This window comes from Streptomyces sp. NPDC085481, assembly GCF_044541845.1.
Classification (GTDB): domain Bacteria; phylum Actinomycetota; class Actinomycetes; order Streptomycetales; family Streptomycetaceae; genus Streptomyces.
Genome location: NZ_JBITTJ010000020.1, coordinates 38,382 through 62,666, shown reverse-complemented (window position 1 = coordinate 62,666; position 24,285 = coordinate 38,382). Strand labels below are relative to the sequence as shown.

The following is a 24,285-nucleotide window of genomic DNA, read 5'->3' as shown; positions in this document are numbered from 1 at the left end:
CTCGTACTGCGGGTTGCAGCGGGGTCTTACGGGCGGCGCAGCGCGTCGGCGGCCGCCGTGGCGGCGGGGCCGGCGGCCAGCTCGTTCTCCAGGAGCTGCTTGCCGAGCAGCTCGGGGTCCGGAAGCTCCATCGGGTACTCGCCGTCGAAGCAGGCGCGGCACAGGTTGGGCTTCTGGATGGTGGTCGCCTCGATCATCCCGTCGAGGGAGATGTACGAGAGCGAGTCCGCGCCGAGCGACTTGCCGATCTCGTCGACCGTCATGCCGTTGGCGATCAGCTCCGCGCGGGTGGCGAAGTCGATGCCGAAGAAGCAGGGCCACTTCACCGGCGGGCTGGAGATCCGGATGTGGACCTCGGCGGCGCCGGCCTCGCGGAGCATCCGGACCAGGGCGCGCTGGGTGTTGCCGCGGACGATCGAGTCGTCGACGACCACCAGGCGCTTGCCCTTGATGACTTCCTTGAGGGGGTTGAGCTTCAGCCGGATGCCCAGCTGGCGGATGGTCTGCGAGGGCTGGATGAAGGTCCGGCCGACGTACGCGTTCTTGACCAGGCCGGCGCCGAACGGGATGCCGGAGGCCTCCGCGTAGCCGATGGCGGCCGGGGTGCCGGACTCCGGCGTCGCTATCACCAGGTCCGCCTCGACGGCGGCCTCCTTGGCGAGCCGGCGGCCCATCTCCACGCGGGAGAGGTAGACGTTCCGGCCGGCGATGTCGGTGTCGGGACGCGCCAGGTACACGTACTCGAAGACACAGCCCTTGGGCTTCGCTTCTGCGAATCGCGAGGTGCGGATGCCGTTCTCGTCGATGGCGATCAGCTCGCCCGGCTCGATCTCGCGGACGAAGCTGGCGCCGCAGATGTCGAGGGCGGCGGACTCCGAGGCGACGACCCAGCCGCGCTCGAGCCGGCCGAGCACCAGCGGGCGGATGCCCTGCGGGTCACGGGCGGCGTAGAGCGTGTGCTCGTCCATGAAGACGAGGGAGAAGGCACCACGGACATCGGGAAGGACCTTGGCGGCACCCTCCTCGATGGTGAGCGGCCTGCCGTCCTCGTCGACCTGGGCGGCGAGGAGCGCCGTGAGCAGGTCGGTGTCGTTGGTGGCCGCCACACGCGTGGTGCGGCCCTCCTGCTTCGGCAGGTCGGCGACCATCTCGGCGAGCTTCGCCGTGTTCACCAGGTTGCCGTTGTGGCCGAGCGCGATCGAGCCGTGGGCGGTCGCCCGGAACGTCGGCTGCGCGTTCTCCCACACGGAGGCTCCGGTGGTCGAGTAGCGGGCGTGACCGACCGCGATATGACCCTGGAGGGAACCGAGAGAGGTCTCGTCGAAGACCTGGGACACGAGGCCCATGTCCTTGAAGACGAGGATCTGGGAGCCGTTGCTGACCGCGATTCCCGCGGATTCCTGACCCCGATGCTGGAGGGCGTAGAGCCCGAAGTACGTGAGCTTTGCGACCTCTTCACCCGGAGCCCAGACACCGAAGACGCCACAAGCGTCCTGGGGGCCTTTCTCGCCGGGGAGCAGATCGTGATTGAGTCGACCGTCACCACGTGGCACGCCACCGAGTGTAGGCGAGATCGACCACTGGTCCGAATTGGCGAACGGGGCGTGATAGGGCCGCTGACCTGGTCGTAGGATCCCACGAACTGATCCATCGATCGTTGTCGGAGCCCACAAAGCAAGGGGCGCAAGGGTTACCAGTCGGTAGCCAAGATCAGGACCGTCCCCGCCGGACGCTCGTGCGGTACGGGGCGAACGGTCGGGATGTGACGGAGTCCACGGTGCCTGGCCCGGCCGAAGGCCGCCCGGGAACGGACGGACGCCGCACTCCTCCCCTACGAGGGCTGCCGGCCCCGCCCCTCGCCGGCTAGCCCTCGGCTAGCCCGCCTGTGCCGTGAAGCCCTGGCCGTCGCTGTCGGTGACGGTCAGGGTGCGGTGGTCCAGGCGGTAGGTGAGGGGCCCGTCGAGGGCCTCGTACAGCTTGGTCTCCAGCTCCATCTGCGGGCCCGTGCAGATCATCCGGGTCGTCGCGACCACGCCCAGGGTGATCGTCTTGTCGGTGATCTTCGCGGGGGCGGTGACCTGGTTGCAGCCGAGGTTGCCGGTCAGCCGGCCGTCCTTGCCGAAGGTCAGCTTCGCCTTCCCCTCGCTGCCGGCCGGAAGCGATCCCGCGGTGTCGCCGCTGAGCAGCGCGTCCACCGTCCAGGCCGTACCCACCAGCGGGGCGTCCGGCTCAGCGGTCAGCTCCACGCCCCTGCGGCCGTCGGGCGAGGACAGCGTGAGCGCCTTCCCCTTCAGCTCGCCCCTGAGCTTGCCCTTGAACGCCTGGAGCACGGCGGTCTCGAAGCGCTGCCGGTCGGCGGGGCAGCCCTTCTCGGTGATCTCCTGCGGGGAGACCGTGAGCGTGTCGCCCTCGACGGCGACGGTGGCGCCGAAGTGGTTGCAGCCGGTGTCGCCCTGGCCGCGGCCGTTCTCCCCGATGCCGAGCCCCGCACCCGGCGGGGCGACGGACCTGGCGCCGTCGACGGTGACCGCGTCGATCGTCCAGTGCGTGCCGGCGACGGGCAAGCCGGGGCCGACCGTGTCCGCACCGGAGCCGTCCCCTGAGCCCGCACCCTGCTCCGTACCGCAGGCGGTGAGGACGAGGCCGAGGACGGGGACGACGACGGCGGCTGCGAGTGTGCGCGACTTCAGCATGCCGATGGGACGGGCCGGCGTACGAGACGGTTCCGTCGGGCGCGCCCTTACGAGCGGGGCCGGCCCTCAGCCGTACGAGTCGGCCGGCCCTCAGCTCAGCCCATCACCGGCAGCAGCCCCTCCAGATCCGCCCGCTCACCGCTCGCGCTCACCCGCGCCGCGTCCAGCTCCACCGCCCAGTCGGCGCGGCCGGTCGCGAGCCTGATCCAGGTCAGCGGGTCGGTCTCGACCACGTTGGGCGGGGTGCCCCGGGTGTGCCGGGGCCCCTCCACGCACTGCACCACGGCGTACGGCGGGATCCGCACCTCCACCGCACCGCCCGGGGCCTTCGCCGCGAGCGCGTCGGCGAGCAGCCGGGTGCAGGCGGCGAGCGCCTGCCGGTCGTAGGGGATGTCGAGGCCGGTCGCCGCGCTCAGGTCGTCGGTGTGGACCACGAGTTCGACGGTCCGGGTGACCAGGAAGTCGGCGAGGGACATCGCGCCGAGGCTCACCGGCAGCAGCCGGGTGTCGGCAGCCGTCGCCAGCGCCGTCCCGTACGCCTCCCGGGTCCGCTCGTACAGGCCCGCGAGATCGGCGGAGTCGAGCCCCCGGGTGTGCTCGTCGATCCGCTCGGCCGCCGCGGCGGTCGCGAACGGCCACCCGAGCAGCGGGAGTTCCTGCTTCGCGGGCTCGGGCGCGGCAAGCAGCTGCGGCACGCAGTCGACCATCCACGCGAGGTGCGCCGCCAGGTCCCGCACCGTCCACGTACCGAGCCGGGTCGGCCCGTCGAGCACCTCCGCCGGCAGCGCGAGCACGGCGTCCCCTACGTGCCCGAACTGGGCGAGCACGGCGGCGCGGATCTTGGCGGAGTCGTAGCTGCGGGTGCGCTTCTTGGCGGGTGGCATGGGCTGAGGCTAGCCGCGAGACTTGAGGAGGGGGGACATCCCCTCACCGAAAGGCAGTGCCGGGACCATGACCCATCACGAGCACCCCGATGCCGTCCTGGTGCGCCAGGGCTACGAAGCGTTCAGCAAGGGTGACATGGAGGCACTCGGTGCCCTGCTCACCAGCGACTGCACCCACCACTCGCCCGGCAACACCCGGTTCGGCGGACACTTCAAGGGCCGGGACAACGTCCTCGCCCACTATCGGGACATCTTCGAGTACACCGGCGGCACCATGCGCATCGAACTCGACGGCGTCTTCCCCGACGGACGGGGACATGTGATCGCGACCCACAAGTGGTACGGAGAGCACGGCGACCGGGGGATCGAGATGAGAGGCGGCCTCTTCTTCACCCTCATCGGAGGGAAGGCCTCCGACATCGACGAGTGCGTCGAGGACATCGAGGAGGTGGACGCCTTCCTGTCGCTGGACGACTGACCACAGCGCAGAGCCCCCGCCCAGGAAGGACGGGGGCTCCACTCCGTACGGATACGGGGACCGATCAGGCCAGCAGGCCCGGGATCGTCGCCTCGTGCGCGGCGCGCAGCTCCTCCAGGGAGACGCTGAACTCGCCCTGCACGTCCACGCTGTCACCGTCGACGACACCGATCCGGGTCGCCGGCAGACCCCGCGCACCGCACATGTCGGTGAAGCGGAGCTCCTCGCTGCGCGGGACGGACACGACCGCGCGGCCGGCCGACTCGCTGAAGAGGAAGGTGAAGGCGTCGAGGTCCTCGGGCACGACCAGGCGCGCACCGTTGCCACCGCGCAGGCTCGACTCGACGACCGCCTGGACGAGACCGCCGTCCGACAGGTCGTGCGCCGCGTCGATCATGCCGTCGCGGGAGGCCGAGATCAGGATCTCGCCGAGCAGCTTCTCCCGGTCGAGGTCCACGGCCGGCGGCAGACCGCCCAGGTGCTTGTGGACGACCTCGGACCAGGCCGAGCCGCCGAACTCCTCACGCGTGTCGCCGAGCAGGTAGAGGAGCTGGCCCTCTTCCGCGAAGGCGATCGGCGTACGGCGGTTGACGTCGTCGATCACACCGAGGACGGCCACGACGGGCGTCGGGTGGATGGCCACGTCACCGGTCTGGTTGTACAGCGACACGTTGCCGCCGGTGACCGGGGTGCCCAGCTGCAGGCAGCCGTCCGCGAGACCACGGGTGGCCTCGGCGAACTGCCACATCACGGCCGGGTCCTCGGGCGACCCGAAGTTCAGGCAGTCCGAGATGGCCAGCGGCTTCGCACCGGAGGCGGCGACGTTGCGGTACGCCTCCGCCAGCGCGAGCTGCGCGCCCGTGTACGGGTCGAGCTTGGCGTACCGGCCGTTGCCGTCGGTCGCCATGGCCACGCCGAGGTTGGTCTCCTCGTCGATCCGGACCATGCCCGCGTCCTCGGGCTGCGCCAGGACCGTGTTGCCCTGCACGAACCGGTCGTACTGGTCGGTGATCCAGGACTTCGAGGCCTGGTTCGGGGAGGAGACCAGCTTCAGGACCTGGTCCTTCAGCTCCTCGCCGTTCTGCGGCCGGGGCAGCTTGTTAGCGTCGTCGGCCTGCAGCGCGTCCTGCCACGCCGGACGCGCGTACGGCCGGTGGTAGACCGGGCCCTCGTGCGCGACCGTACGCGGCGGCACGTCGACGATCTGCTCGCCGTGCCAGAAGATCTCCAGGCGCTCGCCGTCGGTCACCTCACCGATGACGACCGCGATGACGTCCCACTTCTCGCAGATCTCCAGGAAGCGGTCGACGTGCTCGGGCTCGACGATCGCGCACATGCGCTCCTGCGACTCGCTCATGAGGATCTCCTCGGGCGAGAGCGTCGCGTCGCGCAGGTGGACCCGGTCGAGGTCGACCCGCATGCCGCCGGAGCCGGCGGAGGCCAGCTCGGAGGTCGCGCAGGAGAGTCCGGCGCCACCCAGGTCCTGGATGCCGGCGACCAGCTTCTCCTTGAAGATCTCCAGGGTGCACTCGATGAGGAGCTTCTCCTGGAAGGGGTCGCCGACCTGCACCGCGGGGCGCTTGGTGGGCTTCGTGTCGTCGAAGGTCTCGGACGCGAGGACCGAGACGCCGCCGATGCCGTCGCCGCCGGTGCGGGCGCCGTAGAGGATGACCTTGTTGCCGGGGCCGGAGGCCTTGGCCAGGTGGATGTCCTCGTGCTTCATGACGCCGATGCAGCCGGCGTTGACCAGCGGGTTGCCCTGGTAGCACTCGTCGAAGACGACCTCGCCACCGATGTTCGGCAGGCCGAGGCAGTTGCCGTAGCCGCCGATGCCGGCGACGACGCCGGGCAGCACGCGCCGGGTGTCGGGGTGGTCGGCGGCGCCGAAGCGCAGCGGGTCGACCACGGCCACCGGGCGGGCGCCCATGGCGAGGATGTCGCGGACGATGCCGCCGACGCCGGTGGCCGCGCCCTGGTAGGGCTCGATGTAGCTGGGGTGGTTGTGCGACTCGACCTTGAAGGTGACCGCGTAACCCTGGCCGACGTCGACGACGCCCGCGTTCTCGCCGATGCCGACGAGCATGGCGTCGTTCTCCGGGACCTTCTCGCCGAACTGCTTCAGGTGGACCTTGCTGCTCTTGTACGAGCAGTGCTCGGACCACATGACGGAGTACATGGCGAGCTCGGCGCCGGTGGGCCGGCGGCCGAGGATCTCGCGGATGCGCTCGTACTCGTCCTGCTTGAGGCCGAGTTCCTTCCAGGGCTGCTCGACGTCGGGCGTCTCGGTGGCGTGCTTGACGGTGTCGAGGCTCATCAGACGTTGACCAGCTTCTTGAGGATCGAGGTGAAGAAACCGAGACCGTCGGTGCGACCGGTGCCGACCAGCGGCTCGACGGCGTGCTCGGGGTGCGGCATCAGACCGACCACGTTGCCCGCGGCGTTGGTGATGCCCGCGATGTCGCGCAGCGAGCCGTTGGGGTTCATGTCCAGGTAGCGGAAGGCCACCCGCCCCTCGGCCTCCAGCTCGTCGAGCGTGCGCTCGTCGGCGACGTACCGGCCGTCCATGTTCTTGAGCGGGACCTGGATCTCCTGGCCCTGCTCGTAGTCGGCGGTCCAGGCGGTCTCCGCGTTCTCCACCCGCAGCTTCTGGTCGCGGCAGATGAAGTGGAGGTGGTTGTTGCGCAGCATCGCGCCCGGCAGCAGATGGGCCTCGGTGAGGATCTGGAAGCCGTTGCAGATGCCGAGGACGGGCATGCCCGCCTTCGCCTGCTCGATGATCGTCTCCATCACCGGCGAGAAGCGGGAGATGGCCCCGGCGCGCAGGTAGTCGCCGTAGGAGAAGCCTCCCGCGAGGACCACGGCGTCGACCTGCTTGAGGTCCTTGTCGCGGTGCCAGAGCGGTACGGGCTCGGCGCCCGCCAGGCGGGCGGCGCGCAGCGCGTCCTGGTCGTCGAGGGTTCCGGGGAACGTGACGACGCCGATGCGTGCGGTCACGACGAGGCCCCGGCGGTCTCCGTGGACTCGACCTTCACGGTGAAGTCCTCGATGACGGTGTTGGCAAGGAAGGTTTCGGCCATCTCATGGATGCGGGCGAGGGCGGCCTCGTCGACCGGTCCCTCCACCTCGAGCTCGAAGCGCTTCCCCTGACGGACGTCGGCGATTCCGGCGAACCCGAGGCGGGGCAGTGCGCGCTGCACCGCCTGTCCCTGCGGGTCGAGGATCTCCGGCTTGAGCATGACGTCGACTACGACGCGTGCCACTGGCACTCCCGGTGGTGGTGTTGCATGGGCGGTTCCCTCAGCGTACCTGCCTCCAAATTCTACGCGAGTAGAAGTCTGAAGGATCCTACAAACGCCCCCCAAGCGTCACCCCGGGGAATTCCAGCGAAATATTGCACCGCCCGATTGACCCGAAGGGAGCGGCCCGGGACACGCGAAACAATTGCCTGGGCTTCACAATGCGCCACCCATCGCTGTACAAAGGGAATGCAGAGAAACTGCGACGAGCACAGCATTGCCCCCGGATCGCCGTCACATCGGCATCTCCGCACGTCAGAGCGGTGGCCACCGCGATGCGACACGCGATCCGCAGGAAAGGACCGATATCCGTGGCTCAGCGTGTAGTGGTCACTCTCTCCGATGACATCGACGGCGGAGAAGCGGCGGAAACGGTCGCGTTCGGCCTGGACGGGAAGATGTACGAGATCGACCTGAATCCCGCCAATGCAAAGAAACTGCGCAAGGCCCTCGCCCCCTACCTCGCCGCGGGGCGCAAGCAGAGCGGCCGGGCGAACGCCCCCCAACGTGCGCAGAAGCACACCGTGCTCGCACCCGACCCGGCCGCCGTCCGCGCCTGGGCGCAGTCCAACAAGATGGAGGTCCCGGCCCGCGGCCGCATCCCGAAGCGGGTCTACGAGGCCTTCCGCGCCGCGAGCTGAGGGCCGATTTGCATGACACCCCACATGATCCGCTAGAGTCTGGAGCACGCCGAGGGGCGAGGCCGCAAGGCCGGACCTCACGCAGCGTGCGGGTGTAGTTCAGTAGCAGAACAGCCCCCTTCCAGGGGGAAGGCGCAGTGTGCAATTCCTGTCACCCGCTCTGCATCGCATTACCGAGCACTCCGGTGCATCAGGTACAGTGGTGCTCGCACCGCCCAGTGAGAGCTGGTCGGAGGCATGCGGACGTGGCTCAGTTGGTAGAGCATCACCTTGCCAAGGTGAGGGTCGCGAGTTCGAATCTCGTCGTCCGCTCAGGGAACGAAGCCCCGGTTCACCCGAACCGGGGCTTCGTCGTGTTCACCGCTCGCGAGATGTGGCGACGGCCACAGCCACAGGGGTCGAAAACCCTGTCATCGGCACCGAGAACATTGGGTATAGTTAGCAGCGCGCTACGGCGCATGCGGACGTGGCTCAGTTGGTAGAGCATCACCTTGCCAAGGTGAGGGTCGCGAGTTCGAATCTCGTCGTCCGCTCCATGAAGAAGCCCCCGGTCGATCCGACCGGGGGCTTTCTCGTTCCTCAGGACCAGCTGTTGCCGGTCAGAAGCTCGAACGCCTCCACGTACTTGCCGCGGGTCGCCTCCACGACCTCCTGCGGAAGGGCCGGCGGCGGCTGCTCGCTCTTGCGGTCCCAGCCGGAGGCCGGCGAGGTCAGCCAGTTGCGCACGAACTGCTTGTCGTACGAGGGCTGGGTGCGGCCCGGCTGCCACTGGTCGGCCGGCCAGAAGCGGGAGGAGTCCGGGGTGAGCACCTCGTCGGCGAGGACCAGGCGGTCGCCCTCCGGGGTGCTCTCGAAGCCGAACTCGAACTTGGTGTCCGCCAGGATGATCCCGCGCTCACGGGCGATGTCCCGGGCCCGGCCGTAGACCGCGAGGGTCGACTGGCGCAGCAGGGCGGCCGTCTCCGCACCGACCTGGCGGGCGACCTCCTCGTACGAGACGTTCTCGTCGTGGTCGCCGACGGCGGCCTTGGTGGCCGGGGTGAAGATCGGGGCCGGCAGCTCGGAGCCGTCGCTCAGGCCCTCGGGCAGCGCGAGGCCGCAGACCGTGCGGGACTCGTCGTACTCGAGCAGGCCGGAGCCGGTGAGGTAGCCGCGGGCCACGCACTCGACCGGGACCATGTCCAGGGACTTGCAGATCAGGGTGCGGCCCGCCCAGTCGGCGGGGGCGCCGGCCGGCAGCTCCGTGGACAGGACGTGGTTGGGGACCAGGTCGGCGAGCCGGTCGAACCACCAGAGCGAGAGCTGGGTGAGCACCCGGCCCTTGTCGGGGATCTCGGTCGGCAGCACCCAGTCGTACGCCGACATGCGGTCGCTCGCCACCATCACGAGCTCGCCCGCCTCGTTGCGGTACAGGTCGCGGACCTTGCCCGTGTGGAGATGGGTCAGGCCCGGGACCTGGACGGGCTCGGGCTTTTCTACGAATCCGGACACGGTTCCTCCGCGTAGGTTGATCCAGGGAACTGTCCGATTCTCTCCCACGCGGACGCGGATCCGAGCCCCGGGCCTCCCGCGCCCCGCCCGGCCGCTCCCCTGGTAGCTCTCCTCGGTCCCTCCCTCTTCTCACTCCCTCTTACAGATGCGGTCGAGGAGGTTCGCGGTGGCGCGCTGGACGCGGGCGTCCACATGGCCCGGGCGGTCGAGCGCCGGCGACCAGGCGAAGGTGCCGGACGCGAAGACCCAGGCGCCCGACGGGGCCCGGTAGAGACTCGTCTCCTGATGCCGGAGCGCCCCCTCGCCGTCCCGGTAGGGCGAGTGGGCGAGCAGGATGCGGCCCTGGTGCTCGGGGAGCGCGGTGCGCGGGAAGTAGCGGTCCGCCTCGCCCGCGACCAGGCCCGGGATCTCGTCGCCGTCGCCCGCGCCGGTCGCCTCCCAGAGCCAGTGCTCCGCGTTCCGTACGACCATCGGGTGCGGTTCGGGCACCCGGCCCGCGTACTGGATGCCGAGCAGCTGCTGCTCGGCCCGGTCCACCTCGCGCCAGAGCGCCGGACGGCCGGGGCCGCGGCGCTTGCGGCAGGTCAGCAGGCGGTCCGGGGAGCCGGACGGGGACGGGGCCAGCTCCACCTGCCAGTACATGGTGTTGGCGGAGAGGAAGACGAGCGAGGTGCCCTGCTCCCTGGCGAGCTCGACCGTGCGGCGCATGGGCACCGACCAGTACTCGTCGTGGCCGGGGAAGACCAGGCCCCGGTAGCGGGTCGGGTCGACCCGGCCCGCGTGCAGGTCGCGGGTCTCCGCGTACGCGAGGTCGTAGCCGTAGCGCTCGGCCCAGCGGATGAAGTCGTACGCGTGCCCCACGTGCAGCGGCAGGCCCGCGCCGGCGTACGGACGGTCGAAGGAGACGGTGACGGCCGCCTGCTCCTCGCCCAGCAGCCGGCCCTCCTCGTCCCAGGCGTGGTAGAGGCTGGCACCCGTGCGGCCGTCCTCCGGATAGAGGTTGTACGCCTGCCAGGTCACGTCCGGCAGGACGAGCAGCAGGTCCGCCGGGTGGTCGTCGCGGACCGTGAAGGGGATGTGGGAGCGGTAGCCGTCGGCCGTGGTGAGGACGGCGACGTACGCGCCGATCGACCAGTACGACGGGATCTGCAGCCGCCACGACAGCCACCAGTGGTGGCAGGAGACGGTCCGGTCGGCGGTGAGCGGGCCCGGCTGGACGATGCCGGAGAGCCGCGGGCTCGTGGTGATCTTGGCGGCGCCGTCGCCGCCGTAGTGACCGATCCGGTAGACGTCGACCGAGAACTGCTGCGGCGGGTCCACGGTGATGTGGAAGTCGAGCGCCTCGCCGGGCGCGACGGCCCCGTTGGACACGAAGCCCTTGATCTGGCCGTGCACGTCGTCGGCGGTGCGCGGGCCACGGCTGCCGCCGCCGGCCAGGGTCTCGTCGGCGTACCAGGGCACCAGCTGGCCGGTGTCGTCGAAGTAGTTCTCCGAACCGCGCAGCCAGGGCAGCGGGCCCTGGCCGAAGGGATCCGAGACGGCATGGGCGAGCGCGCCCGACTCCCACCGCCTGATCTGCTCCGCCCCCATGCTGCGCCCCTCCCTCGACTCCCCCGGTCGGCTGGTCAGTGCCGCTGTCTTCTGCCTCTGTCAGTGCCGGTCTCCAGCACATCACATAACGCACGCACTCCGTCACCGTTCGTCGTGAATTGACGAGAGTGGAAGCCGACCGTCCGGTGGGCTCCAGGAGGTGTCCGGCGGATCAGATCAGCCGGACGGGCTTCTCGGGGCGGACTCCGGTCCTGGTCAGCCAGGCGCGCAGGGGCTCCGGGTCGCCGTCCTCGACGAGTGCGAGCACCACACCGGTCAGGTCCGTGCTGCGCTCACCACCGACGAGCAGCGCGGGCCCGTCGAGCCAGTCCAGGCCGGGCGCGGCCTCCGCGGTGTCGACGGCGGCGCAGCAGACCATCGCGGCGACGTGGTCGGCGAGCAGGTCACGGCCGGTGCGGGGCGGCTGGAGCGGGAACAGCGGCAGTTCGTCCTCGTCCGGACCCGCGGCGGCGCGGGCCGCCGGGCGCTGCCCCTCCTCGCGGGCCGTCTGTGCGGTGAGCGCGGCGGCGAGGGCGTCGGCGGCCGGGTTGCAGTCGGCGGGGTCGGTGTCGGCGGCGTACTCGCTGCTCGTATCGGCGGCGGTGCTGTCGCCGGCGGCGGTGCTGTCGGCGGCGGCCGTGCTGTCGGCGGCGGCGGTGCTGTCGCCGGCGGCCGTGCTGTCGCCGGCGGCCGTGCTGTCGCCGGCGGCCGTGCTGTCGCCGGCGGCCGTGCTGTCGCCGGCGGCCGTGCTGTCGCCGGCGGCGGTGCTGTCGCCGGCGGCGGTCCTGGTGGCTCTGGCCGTCGCGAGGTGGGCCATCACCCGGGAGAGGGTCGGCCCTTCGGAGGCGGCCGAGGAGCGGGAACCCTCTCCCCCGCCCGCCGCGGGACGCATCGGTGCCGTCGCGTCCACGTGGTCCAGGACCTGGTGCAGGCGGGCCGCGTCGGTGCGCCACTTACGGTCGACGACCTCCTCCGGATACCGGCTCCATTCCACCGGCGCCCAGTCCGGGCCCGGCTCGGCGGGGCCGCCGTGGAAGAGGCGGGCGGCCAGCAGGGAGGCGGCCTCGTCGACCGCGCCCGGCTCCTCCAGGAGGTCGCAGGCGGGGCGCTCGCCCAGGCGCGAGGTGAAGCCCTCGGCGAGGCGGTCGCGGCGCGAGAGTTCGGTGAGGGCGGAGACCACGCCCGCGTCCAGGCGCGCGGGCCAGCGGCCCATCCGCCAGGCGGGCAGCGCGACCCGGGTCAGCAGCCGGTCCCAGCCCGCGTAGGCGAGGCCGACCTGCTCCTGGGCGACGATCCGTACGCCGTAGTCGACGGACTGGGCCCGCTCGGAGCCGGCCGAGGCGACGCCCCGCTCCATCTCGGCGGCGTGCCCGCGGCAGCCCTTCAGCATGACCCGCGCCATCCGGCCGACCCCGGCCGCGCCGAGCCGGCGGAACGGGTCGAGGCCGGGGCGGCGGGGCACGGCGACGGCCGCGTCCAGACCCCGCACGAAGCGGCGGGCGGCGGCTATGTCGGGGTGCGCGGCCGGCCCCGTACCGGCGACGACGGGAGCGAGGACCGCACGCAGCTCGCCGACGCGCATCCACCACAGGAAGGGCGAGCCGATGACGAGGACGGGCGCGTCCCCGCCGCGACCCCGGCCGTGCGCCGGGTGCGAGCGGTCCTCCAGCCAGCTGTCGCAGTCCGGCGTCAGGGCTATCGCGGAGGGTGCGGGGACGCCGAGCCGGTCGGCGAGGTCGCGGACCATCCGGTACAGATCCGGGGCCGCGGTCTCGGCGAGCTCCACCGTCGGCGTCACGGCCGGGCGGGCCCGGGCGACGACGACGCCCACGGCCGCGGCGACGAGCAGCACGACCAGCGCGAGGGCGGTCACGACCCAGCGGGCGGTGTCCCAGCCGGGTCCCGTGAAGTGGCCGGTGACGCCGCCCGCGTACAGGACGACGGCGACGGCGGCGGGAAGCACCGCGAGACCGAGCGCCCTGCCGCGGACGCGGAGCACGGCGAGGGCCCGGGCACGCGCGGCGCGCGCGCCGAGCTCTTCGCCGATCGCGGATCCGGTAGCGGACACGCCGTACATCACCCCCTCCTGCCCTTGTCGGGTCTGCCCGTGGCGGTGTTGCTCACTCCCCCACTGTGGCACCCGCCACTGACATCGCAATGCCGGTGGGCCAAGTGCCGGAACGCCTTCGCCGCACCCTAGTTGGGGTGTCGGCGGGCGTCATCCAGATGGCCGACCCGTCACTCGATGGAATGGCTTTGGGTAAAGGTGATGACGTTGGCACGGCCGTGCGGTTCACTGCCCGGCCGTGCCCTCGCTCCAGCCGCGCTCAGGCTCCGGCGGCCTTGAGCGCGATGTCCGTACGGTGCTGGGAACCGTCAAGGCGGATACGGCCGACCGCCGCGTAGGCACGCTCGCGGGCCTCGGTCAGGTCCGTTCCGGTGGCGGTGACCGACAGGACCCGGCCGCCCGCGCTCAGCACGGCCTGGCCGTCCCGCTTCGTGCCGGCGTGCAGGACGTACGCGTTCGGGGCGTCCTTCTCCGCGACCTCGGCCAGACCTTCGATCGGGTCGCCGGTGCGTGGGGTGCCCGGGTAGTTGTGCGAGGCGACCACCACGGTGACGGCGGCCTCGTCGCGCCAGGCGAGCGGCGGCTGGTCGTCGAGGGTGCCGTTCGCGGCGTTGAGGAGGACGCCCGCGAGCGGGGTCTGCAGCCGGGCGAGCACGACCTGGGTCTCCGGGTCGCCGAAGCGCGCGTTGAACTCGATGACCCGTACACCGCGGCTGGTGATCGCCAGACCCGCGTACAGCAGACCGGAGAACGGGGTGCCGCGGCGGCGCAGCTCGTCGACGGTCGGCTGCAGGACCGTCTCCAGGACCTCGTCGACCAGCTCGGGGTCGGCCCACGGCAGCGGCGAGTAGGCGCCCATGCCGCCGGTGTTCGGGCCCTCGTCGCCGTCGAGCGCGCGCTTGAAGTCCTGCGCGGGCTGCAGCGGGAGGACGGTGGTGCCATCGGTGATGGCGAAGAGGGAGACCTCGGGGCCGTCCAGGAACTCCTCGATCACCACGCGGTCGCAGGCGAGCGCGTGCGCCCGGGCCTGCGCCAGGTCATCGGTCACGACGACGCCCTTGCCGGCGGCGAGACCGTCGTCCTTCACCACGTACGGGGCGCCGAAGGCGTCCAGCGCCTCGTCGACCTCCTCCGCGGTGGTGCACACGTAGCTGCGGGCGGTCGGGACGCCGGCCCCGGCCATGACGTCCTTGGCGAACGCCTTGGAGCCCTCCAGCTGCGCCGCCTCCTTGGAGGGGCCGAACACGGGGATGCCGGCCGCGCGGACGGCGTCGGCGACACCCGCGACGAGCGGGGCCTCCGGGCCGACGACGACGAGACCGGCGCCGAGCTCGGTGGCCAGACGGGCGACGGCGTCGCCGTCGAGCTGGTCGACGGGGTGCAGCTCGGCGACCTCCGCGATTCCGGCGTTGCCGGGCGCGCAGTGCAGAGCGGTGACGTCGGGATCGAGAGAGAGGGAGCGGCACAGGGCATGTTCGCGGGCGCCGCCGCCGATGACGAGGACCTTCACGCCAGCCAGGGTAGCCCGCGGGGCGGCATGCCCCTTGTGCGGGCCACCGAGCGAGACGCCCCTACTCGTTCGTGTATTCCTCCAGGACCGTGGCGCCTAGCTCGCGCACGATCAGTTCGTGACCGGAGAGCGCGGAGTCGACCAGGTCCGGGTCGTCCTCCTCGGGCACGTCGTCCTCGGGCGCGACGGGCGGCGGGGCCTGCGGCGTGTGGACGGGGGCGGCCTGCGGCGCGGGGGCGTGCTGGGCGGGCGGCTGTACGGGCGCGGGGGCCGACGCCTGGGCCTGGTGCTGCGGCGGGGCCTGGTGGGCGGGGGCCGGAGCGGGCGCGGGCGCGTAGGCGGGCGCGGCGGGGGCGGCCGGGCGGCCGCCTCCGGAGAAACCTCCGCCGGAGAAGCCGCCGGCGGCGGGGGGCGGGGTGGCGCCGCCCGAGGGGTCGATGATCGCCTCGATCCGCCACTGCACGTTGAACTGCTCGGCCAGGGCCGCCTTGAGGACCTCCTCGCTGCCGCTGCTCGCGAAGTTGTCCCTGGCGCCCGCGTTGAGGAAGCCGAGCTGGAGGGTGGTGCCGTCGAAGCCCGCGACCTGCGCGTTCTGCGAGAGCAGGATCCAGGTGAAGCGGCGCCGGTTCTTGACCGCCTCCAGGATCTGCGGCCACATGTTCCGCACCTGGGCGGCGCCGGCGGCCATGGCGCCGGGGGCGGATCCCGGGGCGGGGGCGGCTTGCGGGGCGGGGGCCGCTGCGGGCTGGGGGGCGGATGCGGCCGCGGGCGTGGAGGCTCCGGGCCAGGCGCCGGGCGCCGTACCCGCACCGCCGCCAGGGGCGCCGCCGCCGGGCTTGGCGGCTCCCGGCCAGGCGCCGGGACGGGGAGCCTCGGCGGGCGCGGCGGGCGCGGCTTGGGGAGCGGGCGCGGGGGCCTGCTGGACCGGGGGCTGCTGGACCGGGGCCTGCTGGACCGGGGCCTGCTGGACGGGCTCGGGCTGCACGGGGGCGGCGGGCTGCGCGGCGGGGGCGGGAGGCATGGCAGCGGGCGGTGGAACGTGGGCCTCGACCCCGGGCACGTACCCCATCTGCGGCGCGGGCGAGGTCGTCGTGAAGACGGCCGCGGGCGCCGCGGCGGCCCCGCGCTCGAGACGGTCGAGCCGGGCCTGCACGGATCGCTCGTCGTCGAAGGCGGCGGGCAGCAGCACGCGCGCGCAGATCAGCTCCAGCTGGAGCCGCGGCGAGGTGGCCCCGCGCATCTCGGTCAGCCCGGTGTTGACGAGGTCGGCGGCGCGGCTGAGCTCGGCGGCGCCGAAGACGGAGGCCTGCGCCTGCATGCGCTCGATGACGTCGACCGGCGCGTCGACGAGCCCCTTCTCCGCGGCGTCGGGCACGGCCGCGAGGATCACCAGGTCGCGCAGCCGCTCCAGGAGGTCGGCGACGAAGCGCCGGGGGTCGTTGCCACCCTCGATGACCCGGTCGACGACCTCGAAGGCCGCCGCCCCGTCCCCGGAGGCGAAGGCGTCGACGACCGAGTCGAGCAGCGACCCGTCCGTATAGCCGAGCAGGGACGTCGCCATGGCGTACGTCACACCGTCGTCGGCGGCGCCGGCGAGCAGCTGGTCCATGACCGACATCGAGTCACGCACGGACCCGGCACCGGCCCGCACGACGAGCGGCAGCACGCCGTCCTCGACGGGGATGCCCTCGCGCCCGCAGACCTCGCCCAGGTACTCCCGCAGCGTGCCGGGGGGCACGAGCCGGAAGGGGTAGTGGTGGGTCCGCGACCGGATGGTCCCGATGACCTTCTCCGGCTCGGTCGTGGCGAAGATGAACTTGAGGTGCTCCGGCGGCTCCTCGACCACCTTCAGGAGGGCGTTGAAGCCCGCCGAGGTGACCATGTGGGCCTCGTCGATGATGTAGATCTTGTACCGGCTGGAGGCGGGCCCGAAGAACGCCTTCTCTCGCAGGTCACGGGCGTCGTCCACACCACCGTGCGAGGCCGCGTCGATCTCGATGACGTCGATCGACCCCGGCCCGTTGCGCGCCAGGTCCCGGCAGGACTGGCACTCGCCGCAGGGTGTGGGGGTGGGGCCCTTCTCACAGTTCAGACACCGGGCGAGGATCCGCGCGCTGGTCGTCTTGCCACAGCCACGCGGCCCGCTGAACAGGTACGCGTGGTTGACCCGGTTGTTCCGCAGCGCCTGCTGCAGCGGGTCGGTGACATGCTCCTGCCCGATGACCTCGGCGAAGGATTCCGGGCGGTAGCGGCGGTACAGCGCGAGAGACGACACGTATACGAGGTTATAGGCGCCCACTGACAACCCGGGAACGCAAGCGCCCCCCACGCACCCGCCAGAGCCGACCTACCCTTGCTGCCTTCCGGCCCTGGGGGAGTTCAGTCAGATAGCGCCACGTGAGGGGCTCCGCCAAGGGTACCCGATCCGCGCCCCTCCCCGACCACCCCCGCCGACCTCGGCGAACTTCACGGGACCCGCGCGAGGACCTCCCGAGGTCGGCCCGAGGTCCGCCCGGCGACCTCGGGCGGACGTCGGGCGGATCGAGTTCGCGAGCACCCCTCTCGGTCATGTAATGTTCCCGGCGGAGGATTCGCCTAGAGGCCTAGGGCGCACGCTTGGAAAGCGTGTTGGGGGCAACCCCTCACGAGTTCGAATCTCGTATCCTCCGCCAGTGCCTCACCGGGCACTTGAAGACCCCGACCGGGAAACCGGCCGGGGTCTTCTGCGTTCCGTGGTCCCAGTTCCAGTCTCAGTTATTTGCGACATTCGCGACATTAACCCCATGCGCCAGGGCACCCTTGGGAGCGGCGGACGTCGAGAACGACGAGACGCACCGTGAACGCCAGAACTAGGAGTATGTTTTATGTAGGTGTACTTCTATATCTGGAGCCCTCGTGGACAAGCCAGCCGAGATGTTCGACCGGGACTACGAGTGGTCGGCGCTGAGCCGGTTCATCACCGATCCGCAGCCCGGCGCGACTCTGGGCGTGGTCTCCGGGCGCCGCCGCCAGGGCAAGACGTTCCTGCTGGACGCCGCCTGCCGTGCCGCCGGAGGGTTCTATTTCGGTGCGACCGAGGCCGCCGATGCCGAGTCGCTACGGCGGATCAGCACGGCGCTGACAGCCCACGTCCGTCCCGCCAGCCCGTTCCACTTCGCCGACTGGGCAGAGGCCGTCGACGCACTCCTCGCGCTCGGCGCCGAGCAGCCCGTCCCCGTGGTGATCGACGAGTTTCCGTACCTCGCCAAGGCCAACCCCGAGCTGCCCTCGATCATCCAAGAGGCGTTGCGTCCTCTGCGTGACCAGCGCACCGGCTCACGTACCCGGCTGCTGCTGTGCGGCTCGGCGCTGTCCTTCATGGGGCGGCTGCTCTCAGGTAACGCCCCACTGCGCGGACGAGCCGGGCTGGAGCTGGTCGTCCGCCCCCTCGACCACCGCCTCGCCGCCGAATTCTGGGACATCACCGACCCTCACCTGGCCATGAAGGTGAACGCGATCGTGGGCGGCACCCCGGCCTATCGGCGCGAATTCGCACGCGGCGACACGCCAAAGGGGCCGGATGACTTCGACGACTGGGTCGTCCGCACCGTCCTCAACCCTGAAACCCCCCTCTTCCGCGAAGCCCGCTATCTGCTGGCCGAAGAACCCGACCTTCGCGACACCGCCCTGTACCTGTCCGTCCTGGCCGCCGTCGCCGACGGCAACGCCACCCGCGGGGGCATGGCCGGCTACCTGGAACGCAAGGCCACCGACATCGCCCATCCCATCAACGTCCTCGAAGACGCAGGCCTGCTGCACCGAGACGCGGACGCCTTCCGTGACAACCGTCCCACGTACCGCATCGCCGAACCGCTGATCGGCTTCTACCACGCGCTCATGCGACCGGTCTGGGACCAGCTCGAACGCCCGGGCAGCGCGGCACGGGTCTGGCAAGCCAGCCGTCGCCGCTTCGTCAGCAACGTCCTCGGGCCCCACTTCGAGCAGGTCTGCCGGGACTGGACTCTGCATCACGCCGACCCCGAGATTCTGGGCGGTCTACCCGCCCGCGTAGGACACGGCGTCGTCCACGACCCCAAGGCCCGCACCGGCCATGAGGTCGACGTGGCGGTCATCGGAATCGCGGACGGCGCCAAGCCTCCCCTTCTCGCCATCGGAGAGGCCAAATGGAACGACACCATGGGAGCCGCCCACATCGAACGCCTTCGGCACATCCGCGACCTCGTCGCTCAGGCAGGACGCTACGACACGACCCACACACGGCTCATCTGCTTCAGCGGCGCCGGATTCAACGACAAGGCGCAGGCAGCAGCGACGGCCCACTCGGACGTTCGGCTGGTCGACCTAGCGACCCTCTACAACCAGGCCTGATGTACGCCCACGCATCCGTGACCATCGAGAGGGCACTACGGTGAGCGCCACCCTGCCCTGGCGTAGCGGCACAGCGCGTGCAGCAGCTGCAGCAGGAAGGTGAAGCGTTGTCTGTTGTCCGCTCTACCGAGGTTCCCGAATGACGCAGAGCTCAGCCGCCCGAGCCGGACGCTTCCACCAGGGACGCTTATCCGACGGACGGCCCCAGACCCTGGATGCCTGGCGTGTCACCACCGACGATGCCGATGTGGCCGCCCGTGTCGCCGGCTTCCTGGGCGGCGAACCTCGACCGAACGAGGGGACGGGAGGAGCTGGCCTTGCCTACGAAGTGCTGACGAGCCGCGAAAGCGTACGCGTCCTCCTGGACGGACCCGACGCGGTGGCGGCTCATATGGTCCTCCGGGGCAGTAAGGGCATCATCCACGAGTGCGACGGCGTGGAGTTCCTGTCACCGGAAAAGAAGAAGGGCCAGCCCTGCGGCTGCCCTCCACTGCTTGAGGACAGGAAGCTGGCGGCCAGGAACGGCCGCGGCCCGATGCCCTCCATCGACATCACCTTCCGGATCGCAGCGGCACCCGCGCTCGGCACGTTCCACTTCATGACGGGCTCGTGGCAGATGACGGCCCAGCTCTCCGAGCTGACAGACGCGCTGGAGCGTGTCGGTGGCCCGGCCGTCTGCGACCTCGCTATGGAACTCGTCGTCTACACGACCAAGACGGGTAAAGGCGTCTGCTACCGAAAGCCGGTCGTCACAGTGCTCGGCAGCCCCGGCACCGTTGCGCCCGAACCCCGTCCGACGGCCGAGCCCACGCCTGCTCCGGCACCATGCGCACCCCGCCGCAAGGCCAGGCCGGCCCCTGAGCCCACCACCCCGTCCACGCCGGAGTCGAGCCCCTTGGCCGGCGTGGACACCGTTCTGCTCCGTCGTGCCGCCCAGGTGCTGGGCACCGGCGACCACCAGGAAACCGTCATCGCCGCCCTGTCCGAGATCGTGGCAGGATCGCAGCAGGCCGCTGAGCTTGCCCGGCTACGAGAACAGGTCGGACGCATCGCCGCCATCGCGGAGCAAGCTCTCCGAGGCCGGGATTCCTCACTCACCTGACCGGCTGCGATCCTCTCGCAGTGACCACCGGCAGCATGGACGGGCTGGTCTCAGTTCTGGTCTCATTCACCCCCGTCCGGGCCCGTCCGGACGGGGCCACCCCGAACGCTCCGCCGCAGGTCAGGACGCCCACGGCCCCCGCCGGACCCCCGTACGAACATTTGGAAAGCGTGTTGGGGGCAACCCCTCACGAGTTCGAATCTCGTATCCTCCGCAGCCGCCTTAACAGGCGAAACGAAGAGCCGGACCGCTGATTGCGGTCCGGCTCTTCGGCATGCCCTGGTCTCAGTTGCGGTCTCGTTTATATTCGGCATTCACGACATCTCGGCCGGTGCGCCGGAACCGTCGGCGCCCCTGCCCGGTCAAACGGCTCGCCTTCAGGGGGGAACCTTCACGTACGCCGCCTGCGGCGCCATGGGAAGCGCCATCCTTGATCTGCGCGCAGGCCGGATCCGGTCCGCTCGTGCGTTCCCGACCTCGTGAGGTGTTCCTGTGACGTCCCGGTCCACGCTGACGGCCTGGCTTGCCGGTCTCGACGCCCCGCGGCTGGGGCGTGCGCTCGCCCTGCGGGAGGACGCCTCGGCTCCCCCTGAGCCGCGCTCGCTGGACGAACTGGCCGAACGCCTTCTGCGACCGGGCTCGGTGGCGCTCGCCCTGCCGCAGCTCCCACTGCCGTGCCTCCAGGCGGCCGAGGCCCTGGCCGCCTTGGGGACGCCCATGTCGTGCGGCGCTTTGGCGAAGGCGCTGGGAGCGACGACACCCACCGCCGCTCGGGAACTCGACGCCGTGCTGGAGACTCTGGCCGATCGCGCTCTGGTCTGGCCTGATGGCGACGGAAAGCTCCGCATGGCCGCGCCATTGCGGCAAGCCTGGGAAGCGCCCTTGGGGCTTGACGCTCCGCTGGAGGAGCTCCTGGAGGGCGTGACCTCCGAGGAGCTGCGCGGCATGCTCGTCGCGCTGGGCATCAAGCCGCCCGGCACCAGGCAGCAGCGCACGGCCGCCGTCTTGCACCACCATGGCGATCCGGAACGCATCGCCATGGTGGTCGCGAAGGCGCCTTCCTCCGCCCGCGAGCTGCTCGAGCACCGAGCGAGGTCCGCACCTCGGCACACGGAGTTCATCGTGTTCGGGGCTCCCGAGCCCGAATCCCGGCCCGGCGAGCGATGGGCCCTCGACCGGGGCCTGCTGATCCGGAACCGTCACGGATACGGGCCGGCCCGCATGCCCGCCGAAGTGGCACTCTCGCTCCGCGGCCCCGACTGGCATGCCCCGTTCGATCCTGTACCGCCTGCCGCAGAGATGGCGTCCGTCGCCGCTGCGGAGGTGGAACGGGAGGCAGCGGCAGCGGCTACGGGCTTCGCGGCCCACGCCGCCTCGGTCCTGTCAGTCTGCTCGTCGGCTCCCCCGGCCCGACTGAAGTCCGGTGGGGTAGGCGCACGTGAACTGGGCCGGATCAGCAAGGCCGCACAGGCCGATGACGTCGTGGTGCGCGTCGTCCTGGAGACCGCGTACTCGGTCGGACTCATGGCCAGAGACGGCCATCGCGTCGCGCCCACCCAGAAGTACGACGCCTGGGCGGCGCAGGAACCCGCAGCGCGGTTCGCCGTACTGCTCGAAGCGTGGTGGAACCTGCCGCTCACCTCGTCCCAGGCCCGCGACGAGGAGAACAAGGCGCTACCCGCCCTGGCCGGAGCGCCTCCCTGCGACGGCTGCCTGCAGGCACGCAGGGGACTTCTCACCGCTGCGGCACGGCTCCCGGAGGGGCTGGGCGCGCGGGCCGCCACGGATCTTGGCCTGCTCGTGGCCTGGCACCGTCCGCTTGCCCACCTGTCATTCCAGGATGAGGCGCCGTTCGCCACCGCGGTCCGCGAGGCCGAGTTGCTGGGTGTCATCGCCCGGGGCTCCCTCTCCCCGCTCGGTGCGGCTCTGCTGGCCGGCGACGCCGAGGTACTGGCCACCGAGTGCCGACGGCTGCTGCCCGAGGCCACCGGCACAGCCCGGCTCGGCAGCGACCTCACGGCCGTCGTCAGCGGCACGCCCACGGCGAGCCTCGCCGAGCTCCTGGATGCGACCGCGGACCGGGAGAGCAGCGGCACGGCGTCGGTATGGCGGTTCAGCGCCAGCAGCATCCGACGGGCCCTGGACTCCGGCCGCACTCCGGACAAGGTCTCGGCCGAGCTGGCCGCCATCGCCGAGGGGTCCCGTGCTGCCCTGCCACAGCCCCTGTCCTACCTCATCGCCGATGCCGCACGCCGTCACGGCCGTGTGCGCGTCGCCCCCGCCGCCTGCGTCATCCACGGCGACGAACCGTCCCTCCTGGCCGAACTCGCCGCTCACCGAGGGCTCGCCTCGCTCGGCCTGCGGCAGCTCGCCCCGACGGTGCTCGTCAGCGCCGGCACACCCGACCAGACCCTTGCCGCGCTCCGGGACCAGGGTTATGCCCCCGTCGCCGAGGCCCCGGACGGGACCGTACGCATCGAGAGGGTCCCGCCCCGGCGGGCCGCCGCTGTTCCGGCGCCACGGAAGCCGTCCGTAAAGACCGGCGGACAACTCACAACGCGCAGGGCAGCGGAGGTGTCGGGGGGCGTCGACTCACGCGCTGTGGCTGCCCGACTGCTGGCGGCCCCGCCAATCCTCCCGGACCCCGATCCCTTCGGCGACGGTGGCCCCTTCGGGACGGACACCGAGGAGATCGTCGCCGGGTACGCGAAGCAACTGACCTACACCGACGTCCGCCAACTGAGCCATGCCCTCGACACCGGCACGGACATCACGGTCGAATACGTCACCGCCTCGGGTAGCCGCACCGTACGCACCCTCAGCCGCCTCGAACTCGACCCGCCCTACCTCGAAGCCTGGTGCCACCTGCGTGAAGCCGAACGTGTCTTCACGCTCTCCCGCATCCACGGTGTCATGCCGGTGTAGGCGAGGCCGCGCGCACAAGGTCAGCGCTGCAGCCCGAGGATCAGACGGACGGAGTCCTCCACACGGTGCAGTTCCGCCGGAGCGAGTAGCCCCAGCTTCCGTCGCAACCGCGACTTCGCCACCGTGTGAAGGTCCGCGCAGTTCACGTACGACTCGCCATACTTCGTCAGTCCGGCGTCAGGCCCGATCGGGACATGGGTGACCTGGGGACCGGATGTACCCGTGATCAGCGCGACCGTCACCGAAGCAAGCGGCTCAGCGATCCGGTTGACGGTGAGGACGACGACGGGGTGCGGCCCCACCGGTTGTGGCAGTGCGCAGACCCACACCTCGCCGCGAAGGGCCGTGCCTGGACTCACCACTGCATCTCGTCCGCTGCCGCAAGCTCGGCATCACTCGGCTCGACCACGCCGTCAGGCAGAGGCGCACCCTGCTCCTGGTAGAAGGCGCGGATCTCTTCGGCCGCCCCTACCTCGGCCGCTTCCCGCGCGAGGAGCCTCAGCCCTTCGCGAAGAGCGTCCGAGGTCGAGTTGAGGTGCAGTGTCCGCATGACCTCCTGAAGGGCCTGCATCTCATCGCCACGGAGCCGGACCTGCGCCAACCGACTGGGCCCGAGCACAGCCGCCGCATTTCGCCTCGTCGCTGTCGAGGCAGCCTTCTTGGCTGCCCTCTTCTTGGGAGCTGCTGCGGTATCCATGCCTCCTCCAGCCTGTCGTACAAATGTCATACACCTAGTGTGAGGCGAGCGACTGGCCCGGTCAAGGCATTCCCGGAGAACCGCCGCCCGCTCAGCCAAGGCCAGCAGCACTGCGAGCGGGATCAGGCAAGCGGCCCGGCCGGCCACGCCTGGTCTCAGTTCTGGTCTCATTCGCCCCCGTCCAGCCTCGTCCAGAGGGGGCCGCCCCGAACGCTCCGACGCAGGCTCGCCAAGCTCGGACTGCGACAGCCGGCCCCGACGGTGCTGATCAGCCGCAGCCCGCTCGACACAACCCTCGCCGCGCTCCGTGCCGAGGGATACGCACCCGTCGCCGAGAGCGACGAGGGATCGGTACGCATCGAAAAGTCCCGGCCTCCGCGCGCCGCCTCTGCCGTTCCGGCCCCGCGCGGTTCAAGGGCGAGGAGTGGCGGCCGGATCGCCGCCACGAGTACGGCGGAGGTATCCGTCGCCCTCGGCCCGAGCACGTTGACGACCCGGCTGCTGACCGCCCCCGCCCACGACTCCCGAACCGGCACCGTTCG

18 protein-coding genes, 4 tRNA genes and 1 other RNA gene are annotated in these 24,285 nt (G+C 71.2%); 9 read left to right on the top strand and 14 right to left on the bottom strand.

Annotated features, from left to right (window positions below):
* Positions 1-26: 26 nt before the first annotated feature.
* The 3 genes from purF to ACIGEZ_RS31640 form a co-directional block, all read right to left on the bottom strand.
* The gene (gene purF / locus ACIGEZ_RS31650) at positions 27-1,553 is read right to left on the bottom strand and encodes an amidophosphoribosyltransferase (protein ID WP_399838027.1); all 1,527 of its coding nucleotides are present in this window, start codon (positions 1,551-1,553) and stop codon (positions 27-29) included.
* 321 nt (positions 1,554-1,874) lie between these two features.
* Positions 1,875-2,693 (bottom strand): META domain-containing protein, encoded by an 819-nt coding sequence (locus ACIGEZ_RS31645; RefSeq protein WP_399838025.1) that lies wholly within the window; start codon positions 2,691-2,693, stop codon positions 1,875-1,877.
* Between the two features lie 95 nt (positions 2,694-2,788).
* Positions 2,789-3,577, bottom strand: a complete 789-nt coding sequence (locus ACIGEZ_RS31640) for a sterol carrier family protein (protein WP_399838022.1) — start codon at positions 3,575-3,577, stop codon at positions 2,789-2,791.
* A 67-nt stretch (positions 3,578-3,644) separates the two neighbouring features.
* Between ACIGEZ_RS31640 and ACIGEZ_RS31635 the strand changes: the two genes are divergently transcribed.
* A complete protein-coding gene (locus tag ACIGEZ_RS31635; RefSeq protein WP_399838020.1) occupies positions 3,645-4,055 on the top strand; it encodes a nuclear transport factor 2 family protein in 411 nt (136 codons plus the stop codon).
* A gap of 64 nt (positions 4,056-4,119) precedes the next feature.
* Here the strand turns inward: ACIGEZ_RS31635 and purL are convergent, their stop codons facing one another.
* The 3 genes from purL to purS are packed head-to-tail and all read right to left on the bottom strand — an operon-like array spanning position 4,120 to position 7,315.
* Entirely contained in the window at positions 4,120-6,369 is a 2,250-nt protein-coding gene (gene purL / locus ACIGEZ_RS31630; RefSeq protein WP_399838018.1) for a phosphoribosylformylglycinamidine synthase subunit PurL, read from the bottom strand.
* A complete protein-coding gene (gene purQ / locus ACIGEZ_RS31625) occupies positions 6,369-7,049 on the bottom strand; it encodes a phosphoribosylformylglycinamidine synthase subunit PurQ (RefSeq protein WP_399838015.1) in 681 nt (226 codons plus the stop codon). The genes purL and purQ overlap by 1 nt, the downstream gene beginning before the upstream one ends.
* Positions 7,046-7,315, bottom strand: coding sequence for a phosphoribosylformylglycinamidine synthase subunit PurS (gene purS, locus ACIGEZ_RS31620; protein ID WP_399838012.1), 270 nt, complete (start codon positions 7,313-7,315; stop codon positions 7,046-7,048). Before purS ends, purQ begins: the two co-directional genes overlap by 4 nt.
* A 347-nt stretch (positions 7,316-7,662) precedes the next feature.
* Between purS and ACIGEZ_RS31615 the strand changes: the two genes are divergently transcribed.
* The 4 genes from ACIGEZ_RS31615 to ACIGEZ_RS31600 all read left to right on the top strand — a co-directional run bounded on the left by ACIGEZ_RS31615 (position 7,663) and on the right by ACIGEZ_RS31600 (position 8,528).
* Positions 7,663-7,992 (top strand): Lsr2 family protein, encoded by a 330-nt coding sequence (locus ACIGEZ_RS31615; RefSeq protein WP_399838009.1) that lies wholly within the window; start codon positions 7,663-7,665, stop codon positions 7,990-7,992.
* 88 nt (positions 7,993-8,080) lie between these two features.
* Positions 8,081-8,152 (top strand) — tRNA-Gly (locus ACIGEZ_RS31610).
* A 79-nt stretch (positions 8,153-8,231) separates the two neighbouring features.
* Positions 8,232-8,304, top strand: a tRNA-Gly gene (locus tag ACIGEZ_RS31605).
* Positions 8,305-8,452: 148 nt separating this feature from the next.
* Positions 8,453-8,528: transfer RNA gene (locus ACIGEZ_RS31600), tRNA-Gly, on the top strand.
* A gap of 43 nt (positions 8,529-8,571) precedes the next feature.
* Here ACIGEZ_RS31600 and ACIGEZ_RS31595 read toward each other — a convergent pair.
* The 6 genes from ACIGEZ_RS31595 to ffs form a co-directional block, all read right to left on the bottom strand.
* Positions 8,572-9,483 (bottom strand): phosphoribosylaminoimidazolesuccinocarboxamide synthase, encoded by a 912-nt coding sequence (locus ACIGEZ_RS31595; RefSeq protein WP_399838006.1) that lies wholly within the window; start codon positions 9,481-9,483, stop codon positions 8,572-8,574.
* 129 nt (positions 9,484-9,612) lie between these two features.
* Positions 9,613-11,073 carry a N,N-dimethylformamidase beta subunit family domain-containing protein gene (locus tag ACIGEZ_RS31590; RefSeq protein WP_399838004.1) on the bottom strand — a complete coding sequence of 487 codons (1,461 nt, stop codon included), beginning with the start codon at positions 11,071-11,073 and terminating at the stop codon, positions 9,613-9,615.
* A gap of 172 nt (positions 11,074-11,245) precedes the next feature.
* Positions 11,246-13,150 carry a hypothetical protein gene (locus ACIGEZ_RS31585; protein ID WP_399838002.1) on the bottom strand — a complete coding sequence of 635 codons (1,905 nt, stop codon included), beginning with the start codon at positions 13,148-13,150 and terminating at the stop codon, positions 11,246-11,248.
* 250 nt (positions 13,151-13,400) lie between these two features.
* Positions 13,401-14,651, bottom strand: a complete 1,251-nt coding sequence (gene purD / locus ACIGEZ_RS31580) for a phosphoribosylamine--glycine ligase (RefSeq protein ID WP_399837999.1) — start codon at positions 14,649-14,651, stop codon at positions 13,401-13,403.
* A gap of 61 nt (positions 14,652-14,712) precedes the next feature.
* The gene (locus tag ACIGEZ_RS31575) at positions 14,713-16,926 is read right to left on the bottom strand and encodes a DNA polymerase III subunit gamma and tau (protein WP_399837997.1); all 2,214 of its coding nucleotides are present in this window, start codon (positions 16,924-16,926) and stop codon (positions 14,713-14,715) included.
* A 36-nt stretch (positions 16,927-16,962) separates the two neighbouring features.
* An RNA gene (gene ffs, locus ACIGEZ_RS31570) (signal recognition particle sRNA small type) lies at positions 16,963-17,061 on the bottom strand.
* Positions 17,062-17,235: 174 nt separating this feature from the next.
* Between ffs and ACIGEZ_RS31565 the strand changes: the two genes are divergently transcribed.
* From ACIGEZ_RS31565 to ACIGEZ_RS31550, 4 genes are all read left to right on the top strand, one after another.
* Positions 17,236-17,323 (top strand) — tRNA-Ser (locus ACIGEZ_RS31565).
* A 223-nt stretch (positions 17,324-17,546) separates the two neighbouring features.
* A complete protein-coding gene (locus ACIGEZ_RS31560; protein WP_399837994.1) occupies positions 17,547-19,019 on the top strand; it encodes an ATP-binding protein in 1,473 nt (490 codons plus the stop codon).
* A gap of 139 nt (positions 19,020-19,158) precedes the next feature.
* The gene (locus ACIGEZ_RS31555) at positions 19,159-20,121 is read left to right on the top strand and encodes a hypothetical protein (RefSeq protein WP_399837991.1); all 963 of its coding nucleotides are present in this window, start codon (positions 19,159-19,161) and stop codon (positions 20,119-20,121) included.
* A gap of 492 nt (positions 20,122-20,613) precedes the next feature.
* Positions 20,614-23,046: a helicase-associated domain-containing protein gene (locus tag ACIGEZ_RS31550; RefSeq protein WP_399837988.1), complete on the top strand. Its 2,433-nt coding sequence runs from the start codon at positions 20,614-20,616 to the stop codon at positions 23,044-23,046.
* Between the two features lie 20 nt (positions 23,047-23,066).
* Here ACIGEZ_RS31550 and ACIGEZ_RS31545 read toward each other — a convergent pair whose 3' ends face one another.
* Together ACIGEZ_RS31545 and ACIGEZ_RS31540 are read right to left on the bottom strand one after the other, a co-directional pair.
* Complete coding sequence (locus ACIGEZ_RS31545; protein ID WP_399838120.1) at positions 23,067-23,375, bottom strand: type II toxin-antitoxin system PemK/MazF family toxin; 309 nt, start codon at positions 23,373-23,375, stop codon at positions 23,067-23,069.
* A 26-nt stretch (positions 23,376-23,401) separates the two neighbouring features.
* A complete protein-coding gene (locus tag ACIGEZ_RS31540; RefSeq protein WP_399837986.1) occupies positions 23,402-23,743 on the bottom strand; it encodes a hypothetical protein in 342 nt (113 codons plus the stop codon).
* Between the last annotated feature and the right edge of the window lie 542 nt (positions 23,744-24,285).